The organism is Mesorhizobium sp. USDA 4132 (genome assembly GCF_056279545.1).
Genome location: NZ_JBWCCP010000002.1, coordinates 72,615 through 90,850, shown reverse-complemented (window position 1 = coordinate 90,850; position 18,236 = coordinate 72,615). Strand labels below are relative to the sequence as shown.

Below are 18,236 nucleotides of genomic sequence, written 5' to 3'. Positions count from 1 at the left end.
TCTGGGCGGGATCACGTGATGACGAAGTTAAACGGCAAGTGTTTTTGCGGCGCAGTCGCCTACGAGGTGGAGGACGCCTTCGTTTATGCGGCCAATTGCCATTGTTCGGATTGCCGCCGCACCACCGGCTCTGCCTTCAAGCCCTTCGCCGGCATCGAACGGCAGAAGTTTGCGGTGGTAAAGGGCGAAGATGGTTTGCTGATCTACGGAGATGCCGACACTCATGACGCCCATTGCAAGACCTGCGGTTCGCTTCTCTATTCGCGGGTCCGGGAGGCGGCCTGGGTGCATGTGGCGATGGGCACGCTGGTCGATGCCCCGACAATCCGGCCGACGCACCATATCTTCGTCGGTTCGAAAGCGCCCTGGTACGAGATCACCGACGATCTGCCGCAATATCAGGGCCATAAGGGATAGCTATTCCAGGCCGGCCAGCGCCTTCAGCTTCTCGCCTTCGAGCCGGTAGAAAATCCGGTCCTCCTTCCGGTCGCCGCCAAGTTCGTCATAGAATTTCAACAGCCGCTCATTGGCCCGAGCCGCCGTCCAGTCGATGCGGCCGAAACCGCGCTCGACTGCCAGCCCTGCCAGCCTCTTCATCAGCGCGGTACCGATATCGCGGCCGCGCTCGGACCCGGCGACATAAAGCTCCTTGAGGAAAAAACCGGGCTGCAGCCCGGGTCCGGGATAGATGGCGGCGAAGGCCGCCGCGGCGACAATGCGGTCAGTCTCAGCAACCAGGATTTCGGTCTGCGGAGGACGGTTGAGAATTCCGATCACGACCGCCTGGCGCGGCGGGCAGAGGACACCGTAATAGGCCTGCATCTCCTCAAAGAGGCAGGCCAGTTCGTCCGCGTCGGCGGGTTGGAAAAAGCGAATATTCATAAACTGGACCCGTTGAAACCGAGCCACTATTCCGGCGCCGCAAACCTGTGTCAACTTGGGCTGCTGGCTATTTCCGGCAGCCGCTGTTGACTTCGCGGCGCGCATATCGACAGAGTGGCGCCGAAGAAGGAACCGCCATGTCCAGGTCAGAAAAATTCATCGTGCTGCCGTTCAAGAAAGTGCGGGGCAACGTGACGCCTGGCGAGATGCGCGTGGCCTCGAATGCCGCTTCGGCCGAGAAGATCGCCCGCGCCATGGCCGACCGCTTCGTCGGCGTCGCGGCGTATTCCGTTCAGGTCGATATGGAAAGCGGCGACATGTCCGATCCGCGTATCCTCTGGCAGACAGGCGAAATCGCCGATATCGCCGCTTAGAGGCTTTAGCCCTCATCCTCGTCGATACACGCGCGATCCCGCTATTTGCGGAGGATCACCCACAACGCATGCACGATGCCGGGCAGCCAGCCGCAGAGGGTGAGCAGGATGTTCAGCCAGAAATGCAGGCCGAGCCCCACCTGCAGGAACACCCCGAGCGGCGGCAGGATGAAGGCGAGCAGAATGCGGATGATATCCAACGGGCGTTCTCCGGGTTGAGTGGTTCCGGCCGGTAACGCGCTGGATGGGATATGGTTTCAGAAGCCGCTCATCTCAGCAGGATCTTTGCGATGATCTCCAGCTGAATCTCGTTGCTGCCGCCGAAAATGCTCTGGGAGCGGGAGTTGAAATAGACGGCGGAGGCAACCTTGCGCTCTTCGTCGATCTCGCTCTCCTCCGGCAACTCGTGCAGCGGCCGGTGCTCTTCCCAGCGTAACGCATTCGGGCCAAGGATCGAGGCCGCGAGTTCGGCGATCGACTGGCGGATGCGGCTGCGCTCGATCTTCATCGTCGAGGACGGCACCGACCCCGGATTGCCGCCCGCCTGGACCTTGGACGTGGCCGAAAGCTCCAGCATGTCGTTGGCGTCGACATCCGTGGCAATCTCGGCAAAGCGCGCCATGAACAGCGGATCGTCGATCATCGTTCGACCGTCCGGCAGTGGCTCGGAAGCGAGCCGGTGCAGGCGCGTCAGCATGGCCCGCAAGACTCCGCCCGCGAAGGCGCCGCCCCGCTCGAATTCGAGCAGGTACTTTGCGATGTCCCAGCCCTCGCCTTCCTCGCCGATGCGGTCGGAGACCGGCACTTTCACGTCGTCGAAGAAGACCTGGTTGAACTCGTGCGTGCCGCAGATCGAGCGGATCGGCCGGATGGTGACGCCCGGCGATGTCAGGTCGATCAGGATGAAGGTGATGCCTTCCTGTTTCTTGCCCGTGTCGGCGGTGCGTACCAGCGCGAACATCCGCGTGGCGTGATGCGCCAGCGTCGACCAGATCTTCGAGCCGTTGACGACATAGTGGTCGCCTTCGAGGACCGCCCTGGTCTTCAGCGAGGCGAGGTCGGAGCCGGAGCCCGGCTCGGAATAACCCTGCGCCCAGACATCCTCGCCGTTCAGGATGCGCGGCAGATAGAAACTCTTCTGCGCCTCGTTGCCGTAGCGCATGATCACCGGGGCGATCATCTTGATCGAGGCGCCGCGGAAATGCGGCTCGCCGGCCCGTTCACATTCCTGATCGAAGATGTAACGCTCGGCGAGCGTCCAGCCGGTGCCGCCATATTGTTTCGGCCAGGACGGGGCGACCCAGCCCTTGTCGTTGAGCTTCGCCTGCCATTTGAGACCGATGGCGGGGTCGGCGAGGAAGCTAGGATTCAGCCGCTCGGCGCGCTTGAGTTCCTCGTCCAGATGGGCGTCGAGGAATGTCCGAACCTCGTTGCGGAATCGAACCTCTTCTTCCGTCATCAACAGATCCATGGACATCTCCTCAGACGGGTTCGCGCAGCAGGCTGCCGGAGAGCATGGAGGGATCGCGGATGATCTCGCCATAGCGATTCAGGTGGTCCGCAGTGGTGCCGAACGTGTTTTCGATCGCGTAGAGCCGGCGGAACCAGGCGCCGATCGGCATCTCTTCCGAAAAGCCCATGGCGCCATGCAGCTGGATCGCCTCCTGCGCAACGGAGCGGGAGACCTTGCCGATCTTCGCACGGGCGCCGGAAACGCCGCGGATGCGCATCGGGCGCGGCGCGTCGACGGAAAGCGTGGCGAGCAATGCCGAACCGCGGGCCTCCTGGCATTTCACCGCCATCTCGGCCATCCGGTGCTGCAGGGCTTGGAAGGCAGCGAGCGGCTTGCCGAACTGCACGCGTTCCTTGGTATAGGCAACGGTCGCGTCCAGCAGCGCATCCATGATGCCGACCGCTTCCGAGGCAAGCGCCGCATTGACGCGGTCATGGGCCGCTTCGATTTCGCAGAGCGTATCTGCCGCGGCATCGAGCAGCGCCGAAGCGGGCACGGAGACATTGTCGAGGACAAGATCGCTGGCGCGGCTGCCATCGACGAGTTTCACTTGTGTCGAGGTCAGGCCGTCAGCATCCCCAGGCACGACGAACAACTTCACTGTCCCATCGAGCTTGGCCGAGACAAGAAAGATATCCGCGAACGACCCGCCAGGCACCAGCGGCTTTTCACCGGAGATGAGATAGTTCTCGCCCCTGCGGGTTGCGGTGGCGGCGATATTGCCGAGGTCAAAACCGCTTTGCCGCTCGGCATGGGCGAGCGCCGGATGCGACGTACCAGCGATCAGGCCGCCGAGAATCTCGGCTTTTTGCCCTTCGGAGCCAAGCTTTTCGACCAGCCCGCCAGCGAGAATGACCGACGCGAGATAGGGTTCCACCACCAGCGCCCGGCCAATCGCTTCCATGATCAGCGAGATTTCCACCGCGCTGCCGCCGAGACCGCCGTTCTCTTCGGCAAACGGCAGCGCCAGCCAGCCGAGATCGGCCATCTCGGACCAGAAGCCGGCATCGAAGCCGGTCCCCGACGCGATGATCTTGTTGCGCTTCTCGAAGTCGTAGCGATCCTTCAGGAACCGCTCGGCGCTTTCCTTCAACAGAAGCTGCTCGTCCGAATAGTTCAGGTCCATGACTGGGTCTCGCGTTTTAGTCTTGGAGGCAGCGGGTGCCGTCCCCTCACCCGGCCTCTGCTTCGCTCGGCCACCCTCTCCCCAAGGGGAGAGGAAGAGCGGAGGCGTTGCGGCAATCCCTCTTCTCCCCTCGGGGAGAAGGTGCCGGCAGGCGGATGAGGGGGGCTTCCCTCAAAAGAGGCGTAGACTACTCCTCGCGCGTATACGCCCCATGCCCCGGACGATAGGTCTTCGTGTCAAGAAACTGCGAAAGCCCCTTTTCGCGGCCCTTTTCAGGATCGACGAACGTCGTCTGGTCGGCCTTGGCGGTCAGGTATTCGGCCGACTCCTCCCAAGTCATCTCGCTCACATACTTGTAGGCCATGCGGGCCTGGCGGAGCACGGTCGGGTTCTTTTCGAGGAGCACGCGGGCGATCTCGACGGTGCGCTCGCGGAGCTTGTCAGCCGGCACCGCCTCGTTCACCAGGCCGAGCTGTTCGGCCATCTTGCCGCCGAATTTTTCGCCGGTCATGACGTAATACATCGCCTTGCGGTCGTTCATCAGCGTCGAGATCGCCTTGGAGACGACGCCGCCGGGGATGACGCCCCAGTTGATTTCCGAAAGGCCGAACACCGCATCTTCGGAGGCGAGCGCCAGATCGCAGCAGATCAGCGGCGTGAAGGCCCCGCCAAAACACCAGCCGTTGACCATGGCGATGGTCGGCTTGGCGTAGTGCATCAGCAGGCGCCATTGCCAGGCGCGGGTGGAGCGATAGGCGCGCATCCGCTTGACGTCCGACACACCGTCGGTGGCGCGGAAGAAGTCCTTGAGGTCCATGCCGGCGGAAAAGGCGTCGCCCTCGCCGGTGAGGATGATCACGCCGGCGCGGTCGTCGATTTCAAGCGCGTCGAGCACCCGGATCATGTCTTCGGCAAGGCCGACGCTCATGGCGTTGCGCTTGTCCGGGCGGTTCAGTTTCACCCAGGCAATGCCGTCTTCGAATTCAACCTTGACGTTCTCTCCGCCCAGATCGCTTGCTTCAATGGTCATCATGTTCTCCTAAAAGGTCCGGGACCTTATGACAGGCTGGTCATTTTGGTGACGAGATAGGCGTCCATGCCCTCGGTGCCGCCTTCGGAGCCGTAACCGCTCTGCTTGACGCCGCCGAACGGCGTTTCGGCCATCGAGATGAAGTTGTTGTTGATGCCGACCATGCCGGCCTCGAGCGCGTCGCTGACCATCGCCGCGGTCTGGCTGGACCGGGTGAAGGCATAGGAGGCAAGCCCGTAGGGCAGCCGGTTGGCCTGTTCGATCACCTCGTCGAAGGAGGTGAAGCGGGCCGTGACGGCGACCGGGCCGAAGGGCTCGTCATTCATGATGATCGCGTCCTGAGGCACGTCGGCCAGCACCGTCGGCTGGAAAAAGTAGCCGCGATTGCTGCCGCGCTCGCCGCCGGCCTTCACCGTGGCGCCACGCTGCACGGCATCGGCGACCATGCGCTCCATCGCCGGCACGCGGCGGCTGTTGGCAAGCGGTCCCATCTGGCTCGACGGGTCGAGGCCGTCGCCGACCTTCAGGGCCGAAGCCGCCTTGGCAAAGCCGTCGACGAACTTGTCGTGGACGCTGTCATGCACGTAGAACCGGGTCGGTGAGATGCAGACCTGGCCGGCATTGCGGTATTTGGCGTGCACCATGACGCGGATCGCGTGGTCGATATCGGCATCCTCGAAGATCAGCACGGGGGCGTGGCCGCCGAGCTCCATCGTGGCGCGCTTGACGCCGGCTTTCGCGGCGAGGACCGCAAGATGCTGGCCAACGGCAGTCGAGCCGGTGAAGGTGATCTTGCGGATGCCGTCTGCGGCGATCAGGTGTTCGGAAACGTCCGCCGGCTTGCCGTGCACGACGTTCAGCACGCCGTTCGGCAGGCCCGCATCCTGCAGCGCCCGGGCAATTTCGAGCACGGTCGCCGGCGTCTCTTCCGAGGGTTTGATGACCATGGTGCAGCCGGTCGCAAGCGCTGCCGAAATTTTGCGGGCCGGGATGACGCCCGGAAAATTCCAGGGCGTGAAGCCGGCGACGGGGCCGACGGGTTCCCTGGTGACCATCCACTTAACGCCGGGCACGCGGGCCGGCACGATGCGGCCATAGGAACGGCGGCCCTCGTCGGCGGTCCAGTCGAGAATGTCGGCCGAGATATGGACTTCCGGGATCGCTTCGGCGAGCGGCTTGCCCTGGTCGAGAACCATGCGCCGGCCGATTTCGTTCGCCCGTTCGCGCAGGATATCGGCTGCCTTGCGGATGATCTTGGCGCGGTCGAAGGCAGTCGTTGCCTTCCATGCCTTGAATTCACGGGTGGCCGCTGCCACGGCTCGCTCAAGATCCGCCGCGGTTGCATGCGGCAGGGCGCCGATCGGCTCGCCAGTTGCCGGATTGATGACGTCTTCCGTCACCCGGCCTTCCGCGCCGAGCCACTCGCCATCCACAAACAGCTTCAACTCACCATAGGATTGGGTCTGCATCACGGTTTCCTCCCTCGTGACTGCCAAAATAAAATAGCGGCGTCGCACCCCCTCACCCGGCCTCCGCTCCGCTCGGCCACCCTCTCCCCGTGGGGAGAGGAGGATCTGAGACATTGCGGCAATTCACCTTCTCCCGAAGGGGAGAAGGTGCCGGCAGGCGGATGAGGGGCTACACCCCAAAATCTCAGCGAGGGCTTACGCCCTCACTGCACCACGAATAGCGCGTCGAGAGCCAAAGCCCCGTCCCCCTCGGCATAGACAACGAGCGGGTTGATATCGACTTCGACGATCTGAGGCTCCGCGCGCATCAGCGCGCCGAGCTTGACGACCACGTCGGCAATCGCCTCGACGTCGCGCGCCGGCTGGCCGCGGAAGGCTCCGAGCAGCTTCGATGCCTTCAGCTTGCGGATTTCGGCGATCGCCCGCTCGCGGCTGATATCGGCCGGCAGCAGGCGGGCATCGGCGAGAGCCTCGATCCAGACGCCGCCGAGGCCGACGAGCACGACCGGACCCCATTGCGGATCGCGCTTGGCGCCGACCACCATTTCGAGGCCTTGGCGCGCCATGCCCTCGATCAGCACGCCGTCGAGCTTGAGGCCCGGCTTGTGCCTGGCAATGCTGGCATACATCTTTTCATGCGCCGCCCGCAGCGCCGGCTCGTCGGCGATATTGACGATGACGCCGCCGACATCGCTCTTGTGGGCGAGTTCGGCCGCCTGCGCCTTCATGACGACCGGGTAACCGACATCGGCTGCGATCGTCGCGGCTTCGTCGGCGGATTTCGCCAAAGCGCCCTTCGGGATGTGGATGCCGAGATCGGTAAGTATACGCTTACCTTCATACTCGACCACGAGGCCGGACGGTGGCAGTTTGGCGATCCGTTCGCCTTCCGGGGCGCGGTCCTGGGTGGCGGCGAGCGCAGCCGCATAATTCATCACCACTGCCATGGCGCGCATGGCGCGTTCCGGCGAGCGGAAGAACGGGATACCGCTGTTGCGCACCGCCTTCATGAAGGTCGGATCGAGCGGATAGTCGTCGCCGACGATGTTGAGGATGACCGGCTTTGTCGCGGTTGCGGCGACCGGGATGATGGCGTCCGACTTCTTGATCTGCATCGGCGGCGAGCCGCCCGCATGCGACAGGAAGACGATGCCCACATTCGGATCCTTCAGCATGGATGCCGTGGACGTTCCGAAAATGCCGGGATTGGAGAAGCCCGTCGTGCCGATGTCGAACGGGTTGTCGACATGGACGTAAGGTGGCACTTGCGTTGCAAGCTCGGCGTGCACCTCGTCCGACAGCGTCGCGATCGGCAGGCCGACGCGTTCGCAAAAGTCGAAGCAGAGGCCGCGGATGGCGCCGGAATTGGTGACGATGCCCGCCTCGCCCGGCGGCGGTGACGGATAACGCGCCAGGATGGCGGTGACGTCGAACAGCTCGTCGGTGGTCTCGACTAGCGCAACGGCCTCGTTGCGCACGGCCGTCTGCATCAGCGCATGGTCGCCGGCAAGCGCACCGGTATGCGATTGCGCCGCCTGTTTGCCGCGCTCGCTGGAGCCCGGATGCAGCATGACGATCGGCTTGCCGAGTTCGCGGGCGCGCCGCGCCACAGTGAGGAACTTTTGCGGGTTCTTGACCTGTTCGACATAGACCGCGACGGCGGCGTTGTCCTTGTCCTCGATCAGCCAGCCGACCAGGTCCTCGGCGGCGATCACCGCCTCGTTGCCGGTGGCGATGACGTAGGAGACCGCGATTTCGCGCGAATGCATGGCGAAGCGGATATTGGCCGCCGTCGCACCGCTCTGGGCGACGATGGCGACGCGCGAGCGCTCGCCGACGCCGCGCAGGTCGACCGGCTCGAAAGTCAGCGGAATGCCGTCGACATAGTTGGTATAGCCCATGCAGTTGGGTCCGAGCATCGCCATGCCCGCCTTGCGGCAGATCTCGGCAAGCTCGTCCTGCTGTCGGCGGCCTTCCTCGCCGGCTTCGGCGAAACCGGAAGAGTAGACGATGACGCCTGCCACATCCCGCTCGACGCAGGCAAGAACCGAGTCCTTGATCGCCACCTGGGGCACGATGAGGATTACCACGTCGACGCCCTTTGGCAGGTCGCCGATGGTCTTCACGCAGGGGCGGCCGTTGATCTCGTCGCGCGAACGGCTGACGAGATGCAGGTCGCCGGCATATTTGAAGAGTTCGAGATTGGCGAGCACGCCGCCGCCGATCGAGGCGGGATCCGGCGACGCGCCCACGATCGCGATCGATCGTGGGCGCAGCAGACGGTCAAGATCGAACGGCTTGGCCGGATCGAGCGTCTTGGGAGCTGTGGTCATCGTATCAGCCATGGGAACCACTTCTTAGTCGCGACGGTAGGCACCGAGGCCCGGGCGGAAGGATTTCTCGTCCAGGAACTGACTCATGCCGGTATTGCGGCCATTTTCCGGGTCGCGGAGTTCCGTCTGGTCGGACTTCGCCATCAGGTATTCGCCGGCCTGTTCCCAGGTGAGGTCGCGGGTGAAACGGCAAGCGGTCTTGGCCTGGCGCAGCACGAAGGGGTTCTTGCCGATCAGCGTCATGGCGAGCTTGCGGGTCTCGGCCTTCAGCTCGTCCGGCGAAACGGCCTTGTTGACCAGCTTCATGTCGGCAGCCTGCTGGCCGGTGAAGGTTTCCCCGGTCATGATGTAATACATCGCGTCGCGGAAGCTCATCGTCTCCAGCACCGACTTGGTGACGATGCCGGCCGGGATGATGCCCCAGTTGATTTCAGAAAGGCCGAAGATGGCGTCTTCCGAGGCGATGGCCAGGTCGCAGCCGACCAGGAACTGGAAGGCGCCGCCGAAACACCAGCCGTTGACCATCGAGATGGTCGGCTTCGGGAAATACATCATCCGGCGCCACTGCCATGCGGCGTTTGCCCGGAACAGGCGTTCGCGCTGGATCGGCGGCACCTTGTCGGTGGCGCGGAAATATTCTTTCAGGTCCATGCCGGCCGAGAAGGATTCGCCGGCGCCGGTGACGACCATCACCTTGCAGCGGTCGTCTTCTTCCAGCGCATCCATGATCGCGTTCATTTCCCAGACGATGCCCGGGTTGATGGCGTTGCGCTGCTTCGGACGGTTGAGCGTCACCCAGGCGATGCCCTCGTCAAAATCCACGGTAACATATTCGCCCCACTTGCCATTGTTCTGGCCGGCGGCGGATTCGGTCTGGTTTTCCATAGCAAATTCTCCCTACTGGGGAAATGGATATCAGGGACCCGAATATGCGTCAAGCGGCTTTGAATTTCGGGCCTGGCGAAAAGGAAGCCGTTTGACGTCGTGCTGAACCGATGCTTAACCGCGGCCGAGAAACGGCATTTCGACCGGCAGGATGATGCTCTCGTAAAGGTTCACGTCATCCGGCAGCGTCGCCATCAGCACGACGATCCGGGCCACATCCAGAGGCATCATGGTTGCGGGCCGGACCTTGTCGGTGACGCCGGGAACCAGCGAGCTGACCGTCGAGCCCGGATGCACCATGGAGACCGCAATGCCGTGCTCGCGTCCGTCGACGGCGAGCGAACGGGTGAGGCCCTCGAGCGCGAACTTGCTCGCCGTATAGGCGGCGGTATGGCCGCGCGGAACCTTGGACGACAGGCTGCCCATGTTGATGATCCGGCCGCGCTTCTGTTCCTGCATGATGACGAAGGCGGCGCGGCTGCAATAGAAGACCGAGTGCAGGTTTGCCCCGATCACCTCGTGCCAGCGCTCATTGGTGAGCTTTTCGACCGGCGTATGGTCGGCGATGCCGGCATTGTTGATCAGGATGTCGAGCCGGCCGTATTTTTCCTTCACCGTGGCGAACAGCTTTTCGACCTGCGCGTCGTCGGTAACGTCGGTCGGCACGACGAACGCGCGGCCGCCTTCGGCCTCGATCTCGGCTGCCAGTTTTTCGAGCTTGTCGGTGCTGCGGGCGGCAAGCACGGTGACGGCGCCCTCAGCGGCAATCGCCTTGGCGATGCCCCAGCCGATGCCCGAGCTGGCGCCAGTGACGATGGCAATGCGGTCCTTGATCGAAATCATCTGAAACTTCTCCCCTGATCAATACGCTTAAGCGCGCGAAATACCTTCATAAAGCGCTTCGAGCCCGCGCCGGTCGCTGACCCCCAGCTTGCGGTAGGCGCGCTGACGGTAGGTGACGATGCTCGAAAGCGCGAGCCCGACCTTTTCGGAAATTTCCCGATGTGTGCGGCCGAGCAGCAGGCCGGCGGAAACCTCTGCCTCACGGCCCGAAAGCGCAAATCCCGCCTGCAGCAGCCGCCCGGCGATCTCCTGCTGCGGCGGATGCAAGGGCGCCGTCTGCGGCCGGCCCTGCAGTCGCACATGCTTGATGACCATGGCCATCAGGAGCGGCGCGGAGGCTTCCAGCCGTTCGACGGCGGAGAGCGGGAACGGGCCGCTTTCGCGGGTGCGATAGAGGCTGGCGAAGATCCGTGGCTCCTCCGAATGATAGATAGTCAGGCGTTCGAGCACATGGGCGCGCTCGTAACAGTCGCGGCGGTATTCGGGATCGCGGATGCCGTTCCAGGCCTGGCGCACCACCTGCACCTTGGCAAGTCCGGGGCCTCCGTTCAGCATCTGGCGGGTCACCCGGTCGCGCTGCCAGTAACGGCGGGCATAGTCGAGCGAGGCGCGCTCGGCAAAACCCGGGATGGTCGAGTGATAACCGCAGGCAAAGAGATAGGTGAGCGACCCGTCTTCCTCGGCCTGGAAGGCGGAACAGAAATCGGTGCCGGCGATGCCGCGCAGGGTTTCCAGCAGTTTTTCGGGGAAGCCGGGCTCGCCGACCTCGTCCACGAGGGCAGCCATGACGGTCACGTTGTCTCCATCAAGCGCAGGCATTGACGCCTCCAGGGTTGAGAATAAATCCGTCATGGGCATGTCCACCTGCAAGGTGGACATGGGAGGGTCGGCAAGGGCCTACCATTACCGCCAATGCAACAAGCCTGGATATGGAGGAACCACCATGGTTGACGCGCCAAAGCTTCGCAAACTCTATCACTTTTCCTACCCCTGCCGCGATGGCGAGGAGACCCGCAAGTTCTACGAGGACCTGCTTGGCCTGCCGCTGGTCAACTGCATGACCGCCGACAAGGTGCCGTCGACGGGCGAAGAAAAGCCCTACGCGCATTTCTTCTTCGAAATGGGCGACGGTTCCTACATGGCCTTCTTCGACCTCGGCGAAAACGTCATGCCGCTTCCCTCGCCGAACACGCCGGACTGGGTCCAGCACTTCGCAATGGAAGTCGATTCCGTCGAGGAGGTCCTGAAGTTCAAGAAGCGGCTGCAGGACGCCGGCGTGAAGACGACCGACGTCATCGACCATGAGTTCATCAACTCGATCTACTTCTTCGACCCGAACGGCCTGCGCCTGGAAATCACCGCGCGCACGGAAGAGCCTGGTTATCTGGAACAGGCCGCTTCCGAAGCCCATGACGCCATGAAGGCATGGGTGAAGAAGAAGGCCGGGATGATCGCGGCGAAGTCGGCTGCGGCTTGAGGCCTTCACCCGTTTGATGACGGGACCGCTGATGGGACGCGAAGTCGCGCGGCTGGCCGATCTCCCTCCTTGAGGGGGAGATGCCCGGCAGGGCAGAGGGGGGTGTCGCCTAGGCACTTCAGCAACGTTTTCGCCTGCGGCACTGTCGCTACCCCCCTCTGTCACCTTCGGTGACATCTCCCCCTCAAGGGGGGAGATCAGAGGGAGCATGCGGTACCGCTCGTCATCCTTATCGGCGATTGCCTCGCTCCTCGAAGCGGACGAAACACCCACACCACCGATCCAGCCTGGACGGTGGTGCTTCTCATTAAAGCGCACGGTCAAACCTCCCGATGGTCCGGAGCCCGCTCTCCGCGAACCCCAAGATCCTCACGCCAGCAACCCCTGCCGCCTGCTCCAGTCGATCACCCGGTCGATGCAGGCCTTTAAGAGCTCCGGCTGGCTGAGGTAATAGTGGGTCGCGTGCGGGATCGTCATGTATTCCTTGTTCTCGGTGGCCAGCGCCGCCCGGATGGTCGGATTGTGCGTTGCCGGAACCGCCTCGTCGGCATTGTTCTCGATCTGCAGCACCGGCGAGCGCTTAATCAGCGCCGCGTTCATCGGACCCTTGGCATTCGACAGGTCGTAGCTCCACTGGGAAAGCCAGGAGCGCAGCGTCGTGAAGCGGGCAAGCCCGACCGGGCCGACATTGACCGTGCGCGGATCACCCATATAGCTCTTGCCGATCGGCCGGTCGTTCGGGTCGATCGTGCCGTCGAACCAGCGCACGTCGCACATGGTGCGGTGGACGATGAAGGCGCGTTCCTGTTCGAACGAGCCGCGGCGCTTCAGCTCCGCAAGCATGTCGAGCGCCCAATGGGTGATCTTGCGGTTGCGGGCGATCTGGGCGGCCCGGAACCGCTGGATGAATCCCGCCGAATAGGGTGGCTGGTGCGGGCAATCCGGGGAATAGATATCGAATTCCGGGTCGCGCAGATCCGGGTCGAGTTCGTCGAGAACCGACGGGTCGAGCCATTCGGTTAAGGTTTCCGCACGCGACAGATGGGCGGCGATGAAGATCACGCCGTCGGCGGGCTTCAGGCCCGCTTCGATGAGATTGACCTCGTCGCCGGCCGGCGTGTGGGTGATCGTCGGGTTCTCGGCCTGCGCCTGGTAGAACAGCGATAGCGAACCGCCGCCCGACCAGCCGACCAGCACCACCTTCTCGTAACCAAGCTCACCGCGGGCATAATCGAGCCACTTGCCGAGGTCGATCGCCACCTTTTCCATGATCAGAGCGGTATCGTTCTTCGGATAACGGCTTGCGGCGCAGAGCACGTGCAGGCCGGCGTCCGCCAGCGCCGTCGGCATCGGCAGCAGCTGCAGCGTCGAGGTTGGATGCATGAAGACATAGACCGTCTTCGACGGCGCACCGGCGCCGCGCAGAAGCTGGCCTTCGAGGTTGACCCTGCCAGAATTGCCGGCAAAGCCGTAGGTCTCGGTATATTTTGCGGTCTCCGGAAAGGAGACGATCAGCGGGATCCGCTGCCATTCCGCCTTGGTGGTCATGGTGTCCTACCCATTATGCTTCGCCCGCTCGGCCGGTGGAACCGGCGAGCAGGCTTTCGAGATTGAACTGCGAATGTGCCCCTAGGCAACCGCCTCCGGCGACCTGGTTCCCGCCACGACCGGCACCGAGGTGGCGTCGTAGGTGAACAGCCATTCGTAGCGCTGCTTGACCTTGTCCTCCTGCCATTCGGCATTGACATAGTCTTCGGCGAGTTTCGGATCCTTCAGCGCGGCATTGTGGAAACGGCTGAGATTACCTTCGGCGCCGCGGACGATCTTGCCGGTGCGCTCGACGCGGGCCGCCTCGTACCCGGCGAAGGCCGCTTCGTAATTGCCATTGTTCTCGGCAAGCGCGCGGGCCAGCACGAAACCGTCCTCGATCGCCATCACCGCGCCTTGCGCGAGGAAGGGCAAGGTCGGATGACAGGCGTCTCCGAGCAGCGTCACACGGCCGCGGGTCCAATCGTCCATCGGCGGCCGCAGCATCAGGGCCCATTTATAGGGCACGTCGATTGCCTTGATCATCGTGTGGATGTCTTCGTGCCAGCCTTCATAGTCGGCAAGGCACTCTTCCACGGTGCCCGCGACCGACCAGGATTCAACCTGCCAGTCGGCGCGCTCGACGACCGAGACGTAATTCATCAGCTTGCCGCCGCGCAGCAGGTACTGGATGACGTGGCCGCCGGGGCCGATCCAGTTGGTGCCGACCGGGCGCAGCATGCGTTCCGGCAGGCGCTCGACCGGAATGACGCCGCGCCAGGCGACGATGCCGGTGAATTTCGGGTCGTCGCGGCCAAATAGCGTCTCGCGGATCTTCGAATGCACGCCGTCGGCGCCGACCACGATGTCGGAGGTGGCGGTGGTGCCGTCGGCGAAGGTGATCGTCGCGCCCTTGTCGTCCTGGGTGATCCCGACGCATTTCTTGGAGAGCTTGATCGCATCCGGCTTGATGCGGCGCACGCCGGCTGCCAGCGTCTGGTGCAGGTCGTTGCGATGGATGGTGATGTAAGGGAAGCCATAACGCTCGATCGACAGCGGGCCGAGGTCGAACAGTTTCCAGGTCTGCCCGGTGTTCCAGAGGCGAATCTCCTTGCCCTCCGCCTGCGCGGCGATCGACATGATGTCGTCCTCGAGCCCGAGCGAAAACAGGATTCGCGTACCATTGGCGCTGATCTGAACGCCGGCGCCGACTTCTTTCAGCTCGACCGCCTGTTCGTACACATCCACGTCAAATCCTTGGCGGAGCAGCGACAATGCCGCTGTCAGACCACCAATTCCGCCTCCCACAACAGAAATCTTCATTTTGTATCCTTTGAAATGCTGGCGACCAATCTCTCCGGTGCGCCCGCGCCTGTCAACTATTTTTGATAAAGTATAATTGACTTTGTTAAAAACCAATTTCATATCTGCGACGCTGAAGCATGCGGGCAGGTCCTTGGAGGAAGATGCTCACATCTCAGAGTTTCAATACCCGGTTCAAAAACAGGAAAGAATGTCACCAATTACACCTGCGATATCTGGTTTCCTGATATTATTGCGATAAGATCGAAAACGCCGGATAGCTGTGGTATCTGGTGGACAGAGGACAGCGGAATTCGATTGACTGACAAGAGGATTACTCTTGTATATAGTCAAATCTAGTTGCCTATAGACGAATTCAAGGTGGCGAGGTCGAGGCGCGGTCCGAGGAGCATGCATAATGACGGTTTGGCTGACGCCCAAGGGTGGCCAGATCGCTTCAACAGTCAGGTTTTCAGGGAGGAAACCATGGTAATCAAAAGTCCGCAGGATTTCGGCGCGGGCATCTTGTTCATCCTTTTCGGCGCGATCGGCCTCTTTGTCGGCTCGGACCTCACCTTCGGTTCCGCCCGCAACATGGGTCCTGGTTATTTCCCGATGATCATCTGCGGCCTGATCGCCCTGATCGGCGTGATCGTCACGGTAAAGTCGTTGGCGATCGAAGGCCCGGCCATCGAACGCATCCAGTTCCGTCCGATCATCTTCATCCTGCTGGCGATTGCCGCCTTCGGCCTGCTGATCGCCCAGATCGGCGCGGTAATTTCCTCGATCCTGCTGATCATGTTCGCTGCCTATGCGCGGCGCGGCGTCAATCTCGTCGAGACAGTGATCTTTGCGGTCACGACCGCGGCATTGGTCGTCATCATCTTCGTCTATGGCCTTGGGCAGCCGATGCCCGTCTGGTGGGGCAGGTAAGCAATGGAAGTTTTTGAACACCTCGCAACTGGCTTCATGGCAGCGGGCTCGCTGGAAAATCTGATGTTCTGTCTGATCGGCACCGTTCTCGGCACGCTGATCGGCGTTCTCCCTGGCATCGGACCCATCCCTGCGCTCGCCATCCTGCTGCCGATCACCTTCGGCCTCGATCCGCTGTCGTCGCTGATCATGCTCGCCGGCATCTACTATGGTGCGCAGTACGGCGGCTCGACCACCTCGATCCTGGTCAACATGCCTGGCGAGGCGTCTTCGGTGGTGACCTGTATTGAAGGCCACCAGATGGCCCGCAAGGGCCGCGCCGGCGCAGCGCTGGCGATTGCCGCTCTTGGCTCGTTCTTCGCCGGTACCATCGGTACGGTCTTCATCGCCGCCTTCGGCCCGCCGCTCGCTTCGATTGCCCAGCAGTTCAACTCGCCGGACTATTTCGCGCTGATGCTGCTCGGCCTCGTCATGGCGATCGTGCTTGCCCACGGCTCCGTCCTCAAGGCGGTCGCCATGGTCCTGATGGGGCTGCTGCTCGGCCTCGTCGGCACCGATATCAACACCGGTCTCACCCGCTACACGTTCAGCCTGTCGGGTCTCTGGGAGGGTATCGACTTCCTGCCGCTGGTTCTCGGTCTCTTCGGTATCGTGGAAATCATCCGCAACCTTGAAAACCCGCCGCCGCCGCGCGAGACGATCAGCACCCGCATGCGCGATCTGTGGCCCAACAAGCAGGAATTCCGGGACTCCATTCCGGCGGCCCTGCGCGGCACGGGCCTCGGCTCGATCCTCGGCATCCTGCCGGGCGGGGGCGCGGTTCTCGCCTCCTTTGCCAGCTACACGCTGGAAAAGAAGATCTCCAAGAACCCCCGTAAGTTCGGTCACGGCGCCGTGGAAGGCGTCGCAGGTCCGGAATCGGCCAACAATGCCGCCGCCCAGACATCGTTCATCCCGCTCCTGACGCTCGGCATTCCGTCGAACCCGATCATGGCAATCATGATGGGTGCGATGATCATCCAGGGCATCCAGCCGGGCGCTGCCGTCATGACCACCCGTCCGGACCTCTTCTGGGGCATGGTCGCCTCGATGTGGATCGGCAACCTGATGCTCGTGGTCATCAACCTGCCGATGATCGGCATCTGGGTGAAGCTGCTGTCGGTTCCCTACCGGCTGCTCTACCCGGCGATCCTGCTGTTTTGCGCCATCGGCGTGTACTCGACCAGCACCGAGCCGTTCATGATGGTTCTGATGATCGTCTTCACGGTGTTTGGTTACGTCCTTCACAAGCTCGGCTGCGAGCCGGCACCGATGGTGCTCGGTTTCATTCTCGGTCCGCTGATGGAGGAGAACCTCAGGCGTTCTCTGGTCATTTCGCGCGGCAACCCGTCGATCTTCATCGATCGACCGATTTCCGCGACGCTTCTGGTCGCGACGGTTCTGATGATCGGCCTGATCGTCTTGCCGCAGTTCCGAAAGACACGCGAGGAGGCGTTTCAGGAGGAATAACACACATTCCGCAGCAGTTTTGGAGGAGGAGCCAATGACTGAACGACATCTGAAACTGACAAGACGCACACTGCTTGCGGCGGCCACGATGGCCGCCGTTCTGCCGGGTGTCTCGTTCGCACAATCCACCTATCCCAGCGCCACGATCACGTTCGTATGCGCCTTTCCGGCCGGTAGCGGCGCCGATGTTCTGGTCCGCTTCTTTTCCGAGAAGGTGGCGGCGGTCTCCAAGCAAACGGTGATCGTCGAGAACAAGCCGGGCGCCAACGGCAATATCGCCGCCGAATATGTCAGCCGCGCCAAACCCGACGGCTACACGGTCTACGTCCATTCCGGCACGTCGACGGCGGCCAACATGTCGCTGTTCAAGAAACCGTCGATCGACGTCACCCAGGCGTTGCGCGGCGTCCAGTTCATCAACAAGCAACCCTTCATGATCGCGGTCGCGGCCGACAGCCCGATCAAGGATATGAAGCAGCTTACCGAGCATCTGAAGGCCAAGGGCGGCGATGCCACCTACGGCTCGACGGCAACCTCGGGCAAGGTCCTCGCCGAAGTCTACCTGCAGCTCGCGGGGGTCTCGGCAACCGAAGTCGCCTACAAGACCGGTCCGGATTCCCTGAACGACATTACCAGCGGTCAGCTCGATTTCGCAGCGCTCGACCCGGTCTTCGCGCTCAGCCAGCAGCGCGAGGGGCGCTTGAGGCTGCTTGCGGTCGGTTCGCCGCAGCGCATGAAGTCGACGCCCGAGATTCCGGCCATCAAGGAATACGGCCTCAATGTCGACCAGCTTGGATGGTGGGGTGTATTCGTGCCGGCCAAGACCCCGGACGATATCGTCATGAAGCTGAATTCGCTGTTCCAGGAAGTGCTCGACAAGCCGGAAACGGAAGCCTTCCTGAACAAGTTCGGCGGAGACGTCTACAAAGGTACGCCGAAGGAGGTCGACGAGCTTCTTGTGAAGACCGTCGAGGAGTGGCGTGGCTATGTGGCGCTCGCGAAGATTCCGCAAAACTGAGGCTTGTGCAACAGG

General features: G+C 62.6%; 18 protein-coding genes. 6 read left to right on the top strand and 12 right to left on the bottom strand.

Features of this window, described 5'->3' with window-relative positions; all coding sequences use genetic code 11:
• The first annotated feature begins 18 nt into the window (after positions 1 to 18).
• Positions 19 to 417, top strand: a complete 399-nt coding sequence (locus ACZ9IU_RS23220) for a GFA family protein (RefSeq protein WP_040123932.1) — start codon at positions 19 to 21, stop codon at positions 415 to 417.
• Here ACZ9IU_RS23220 and ACZ9IU_RS23215 read toward each other — a convergent pair whose 3' ends face one another.
• Entirely contained in the window at positions 418 to 882 is a 465-nt protein-coding gene (locus ACZ9IU_RS23215) for a GNAT family N-acetyltransferase (protein WP_051900261.1), read from the bottom strand.
• Between the two features lie 137 nt (positions 883 to 1,019).
• On the opposite strand from ACZ9IU_RS23215, the gene ACZ9IU_RS23210 reads away from it, so the two are divergent.
• Entirely contained in the window at positions 1,020 to 1,256 is a 237-nt protein-coding gene (locus ACZ9IU_RS23210; RefSeq protein WP_040123933.1) for a hypothetical protein, read from the top strand.
• 41 nt (positions 1,257 to 1,297) lie between these two features.
• Here the strand turns inward: ACZ9IU_RS23210 and ACZ9IU_RS23205 are convergent, their stop codons facing one another.
• From ACZ9IU_RS23205 to ACZ9IU_RS23165, 9 genes are all read right to left on the bottom strand, one after another.
• The gene (locus tag ACZ9IU_RS23205; protein WP_007771448.1) at positions 1,298 to 1,456 is read right to left on the bottom strand and encodes a YqaE/Pmp3 family membrane protein; all 159 of its coding nucleotides are present in this window, start codon (positions 1,454 to 1,456) and stop codon (positions 1,298 to 1,300) included.
• 68 nt (positions 1,457 to 1,524) lie between these two features.
• Entirely contained in the window at positions 1,525 to 2,727 is a 1,203-nt protein-coding gene (locus tag ACZ9IU_RS23200; protein WP_040123935.1) for an acyl-CoA dehydrogenase family protein, read from the bottom strand.
• A 10-nt stretch (positions 2,728 to 2,737) separates the two neighbouring features.
• The gene (locus ACZ9IU_RS23195) at positions 2,738 to 3,895 is read right to left on the bottom strand and encodes an acyl-CoA dehydrogenase family protein (RefSeq protein WP_040123936.1); all 1,158 of its coding nucleotides are present in this window, start codon (positions 3,893 to 3,895) and stop codon (positions 2,738 to 2,740) included.
• A 187-nt stretch (positions 3,896 to 4,082) separates the two neighbouring features.
• Positions 4,083 to 4,925, bottom strand: a complete 843-nt coding sequence (locus ACZ9IU_RS23190) for a p-hydroxycinnamoyl CoA hydratase/lyase (protein ID WP_040123937.1) — start codon at positions 4,923 to 4,925, stop codon at positions 4,083 to 4,085.
• 26 nt (positions 4,926 to 4,951) lie between these two features.
• A complete protein-coding gene (locus ACZ9IU_RS23185) occupies positions 4,952 to 6,394 on the bottom strand; it encodes an NAD-dependent succinate-semialdehyde dehydrogenase (protein WP_040123938.1) in 1,443 nt (480 codons plus the stop codon).
• Between the two features lie 203 nt (positions 6,395 to 6,597).
• Complete coding sequence (locus ACZ9IU_RS23180; protein ID WP_244447590.1) at positions 6,598 to 8,739, bottom strand: acetate--CoA ligase family protein; 2,142 nt, start codon at positions 8,737 to 8,739, stop codon at positions 6,598 to 6,600.
• 12 nt (positions 8,740 to 8,751) lie between these two features.
• The gene (locus tag ACZ9IU_RS23175; protein ID WP_040123939.1) at positions 8,752 to 9,612 is read right to left on the bottom strand and encodes a p-hydroxycinnamoyl CoA hydratase/lyase; all 861 of its coding nucleotides are present in this window, start codon (positions 9,610 to 9,612) and stop codon (positions 8,752 to 8,754) included.
• 114 nt (positions 9,613 to 9,726) lie between these two features.
• Positions 9,727 to 10,455: an SDR family oxidoreductase gene (locus ACZ9IU_RS23170; RefSeq protein ID WP_040123940.1), complete on the bottom strand. Its 729-nt coding sequence runs from the start codon at positions 10,453 to 10,455 to the stop codon at positions 9,727 to 9,729.
• 27 nt (positions 10,456 to 10,482) lie between these two features.
• On the bottom strand, positions 10,483 to 11,274 hold the full coding sequence (locus ACZ9IU_RS23165) for a helix-turn-helix transcriptional regulator (RefSeq protein WP_051900265.1): 792 nt from the start codon (positions 11,272 to 11,274) through the stop codon (positions 10,483 to 10,485).
• 124 nt (positions 11,275 to 11,398) lie between these two features.
• Between ACZ9IU_RS23165 and ACZ9IU_RS23160 the strand changes: the two genes are divergently transcribed.
• Positions 11,399 to 11,932, top strand: a complete 534-nt coding sequence (locus tag ACZ9IU_RS23160) for a VOC family protein (protein WP_040123941.1) — start codon at positions 11,399 to 11,401, stop codon at positions 11,930 to 11,932.
• Between the two features lie 369 nt (positions 11,933 to 12,301).
• Here ACZ9IU_RS23160 and ACZ9IU_RS23155 read toward each other — a convergent pair whose 3' ends face one another.
• Positions 12,302 to 13,480, bottom strand: coding sequence for an alpha/beta hydrolase family protein (locus ACZ9IU_RS23155; RefSeq protein WP_040123943.1), 1,179 nt, complete (start codon positions 13,478 to 13,480; stop codon positions 12,302 to 12,304).
• 81 nt (positions 13,481 to 13,561) lie between these two features.
• Complete coding sequence (locus ACZ9IU_RS23150) at positions 13,562 to 14,782, bottom strand: FAD-dependent monooxygenase (RefSeq protein WP_040123945.1); 1,221 nt, start codon at positions 14,780 to 14,782, stop codon at positions 13,562 to 13,564.
• 465 nt (positions 14,783 to 15,247) lie between these two features.
• On the opposite strand from ACZ9IU_RS23150, the gene ACZ9IU_RS23145 reads away from it, so the two are divergent.
• From ACZ9IU_RS23145 to ACZ9IU_RS23135, 3 genes are read left to right on the top strand one after another with little or no spacing between them, the layout of a single operon-like run.
• Positions 15,248 to 15,694 carry a tripartite tricarboxylate transporter TctB family protein gene (locus tag ACZ9IU_RS23145; RefSeq protein WP_051900268.1) on the top strand — a complete coding sequence of 149 codons (447 nt, stop codon included), beginning with the start codon at positions 15,248 to 15,250 and terminating at the stop codon, positions 15,692 to 15,694.
• 3 nt (positions 15,695 to 15,697) lie between these two features.
• Positions 15,698 to 17,203, top strand: a complete 1,506-nt coding sequence (locus tag ACZ9IU_RS23140) for a tripartite tricarboxylate transporter permease (protein WP_040123946.1) — start codon at positions 15,698 to 15,700, stop codon at positions 17,201 to 17,203.
• 34 nt (positions 17,204 to 17,237) lie between these two features.
• On the top strand, positions 17,238 to 18,221 hold the full coding sequence (locus ACZ9IU_RS23135) for a Bug family tripartite tricarboxylate transporter substrate binding protein (protein WP_040123947.1): 984 nt from the start codon (positions 17,238 to 17,240) through the stop codon (positions 18,219 to 18,221).
• Positions 18,222 to 18,236: the final 15 nt, after the last annotated feature.

Excerpts from the sequence above, each read along its gene's own strand:
- ACZ9IU_RS23215 (WP_051900261.1), bottom strand. The coding sequence starts at position 882 with ATGAATATTCGCTTTTTCCAACCCGCCGACGCGGACGAACTGGCCTGC.
- ACZ9IU_RS23200 (WP_040123935.1), bottom strand. The coding sequence starts at position 2,727 with ATGGATCTGTTGATGACGGAAGAAGAGGTTCGATTCCGCAACGAGGTT.
- ACZ9IU_RS23220 (WP_040123932.1), top strand. The coding sequence starts at position 19 with ATGACGAAGTTAAACGGCAAGTGTTTTTGCGGCGCAGTCGCCTACGAG.
- ACZ9IU_RS23190 (WP_040123937.1), bottom strand. The coding sequence starts at position 4,925 with ATGACCATTGAAGCAAGCGATCTGGGCGGAGAGAACGTCAAGGTTGAA.
- ACZ9IU_RS23135 (WP_040123947.1), top strand. The coding sequence starts at position 17,238 with ATGACTGAACGACATCTGAAACTGACAAGACGCACACTGCTTGCGGCG.
- ACZ9IU_RS23165 (WP_051900265.1), bottom strand. The coding sequence starts at position 11,274 with ATGCCTGCGCTTGATGGAGACAACGTGACCGTCATGGCTGCCCTCGTG.
- ACZ9IU_RS23145 (WP_051900268.1), top strand. The coding sequence starts at position 15,248 with ATGGTAATCAAAAGTCCGCAGGATTTCGGCGCGGGCATCTTGTTCATC.
- ACZ9IU_RS23185 (WP_040123938.1), bottom strand. The coding sequence starts at position 6,394 with ATGCAGACCCAATCCTATGGTGAGTTGAAGCTGTTTGTGGATGGCGAG.
- ACZ9IU_RS23140 (WP_040123946.1), top strand. The coding sequence starts at position 15,698 with ATGGAAGTTTTTGAACACCTCGCAACTGGCTTCATGGCAGCGGGCTCG.
- ACZ9IU_RS23155 (WP_040123943.1), bottom strand. The coding sequence starts at position 13,480 with ATGACCACCAAGGCGGAATGGCAGCGGATCCCGCTGATCGTCTCCTTT.
- ACZ9IU_RS23195 (WP_040123936.1), bottom strand. The coding sequence starts at position 3,895 with ATGGACCTGAACTATTCGGACGAGCAGCTTCTGTTGAAGGAAAGCGCC.
- ACZ9IU_RS23210 (WP_040123933.1), top strand. The coding sequence starts at position 1,020 with ATGTCCAGGTCAGAAAAATTCATCGTGCTGCCGTTCAAGAAAGTGCGG.
- ACZ9IU_RS23150 (WP_040123945.1), bottom strand. The coding sequence starts at position 14,782 with ATGAAGATTTCTGTTGTGGGAGGCGGAATTGGTGGTCTGACAGCGGCA.
- ACZ9IU_RS23180 (WP_244447590.1), bottom strand. The coding sequence starts at position 8,739 with ATGGCTGATACGATGACCACAGCTCCCAAGACGCTCGATCCGGCCAAG.
- ACZ9IU_RS23175 (WP_040123939.1), bottom strand. The coding sequence starts at position 9,612 with ATGGAAAACCAGACCGAATCCGCCGCCGGCCAGAACAATGGCAAGTGG.
- ACZ9IU_RS23160 (WP_040123941.1), top strand. The coding sequence starts at position 11,399 with ATGGTTGACGCGCCAAAGCTTCGCAAACTCTATCACTTTTCCTACCCC.
- ACZ9IU_RS23170 (WP_040123940.1), bottom strand. The coding sequence starts at position 10,455 with ATGATTTCGATCAAGGACCGCATTGCCATCGTCACTGGCGCCAGCTCG.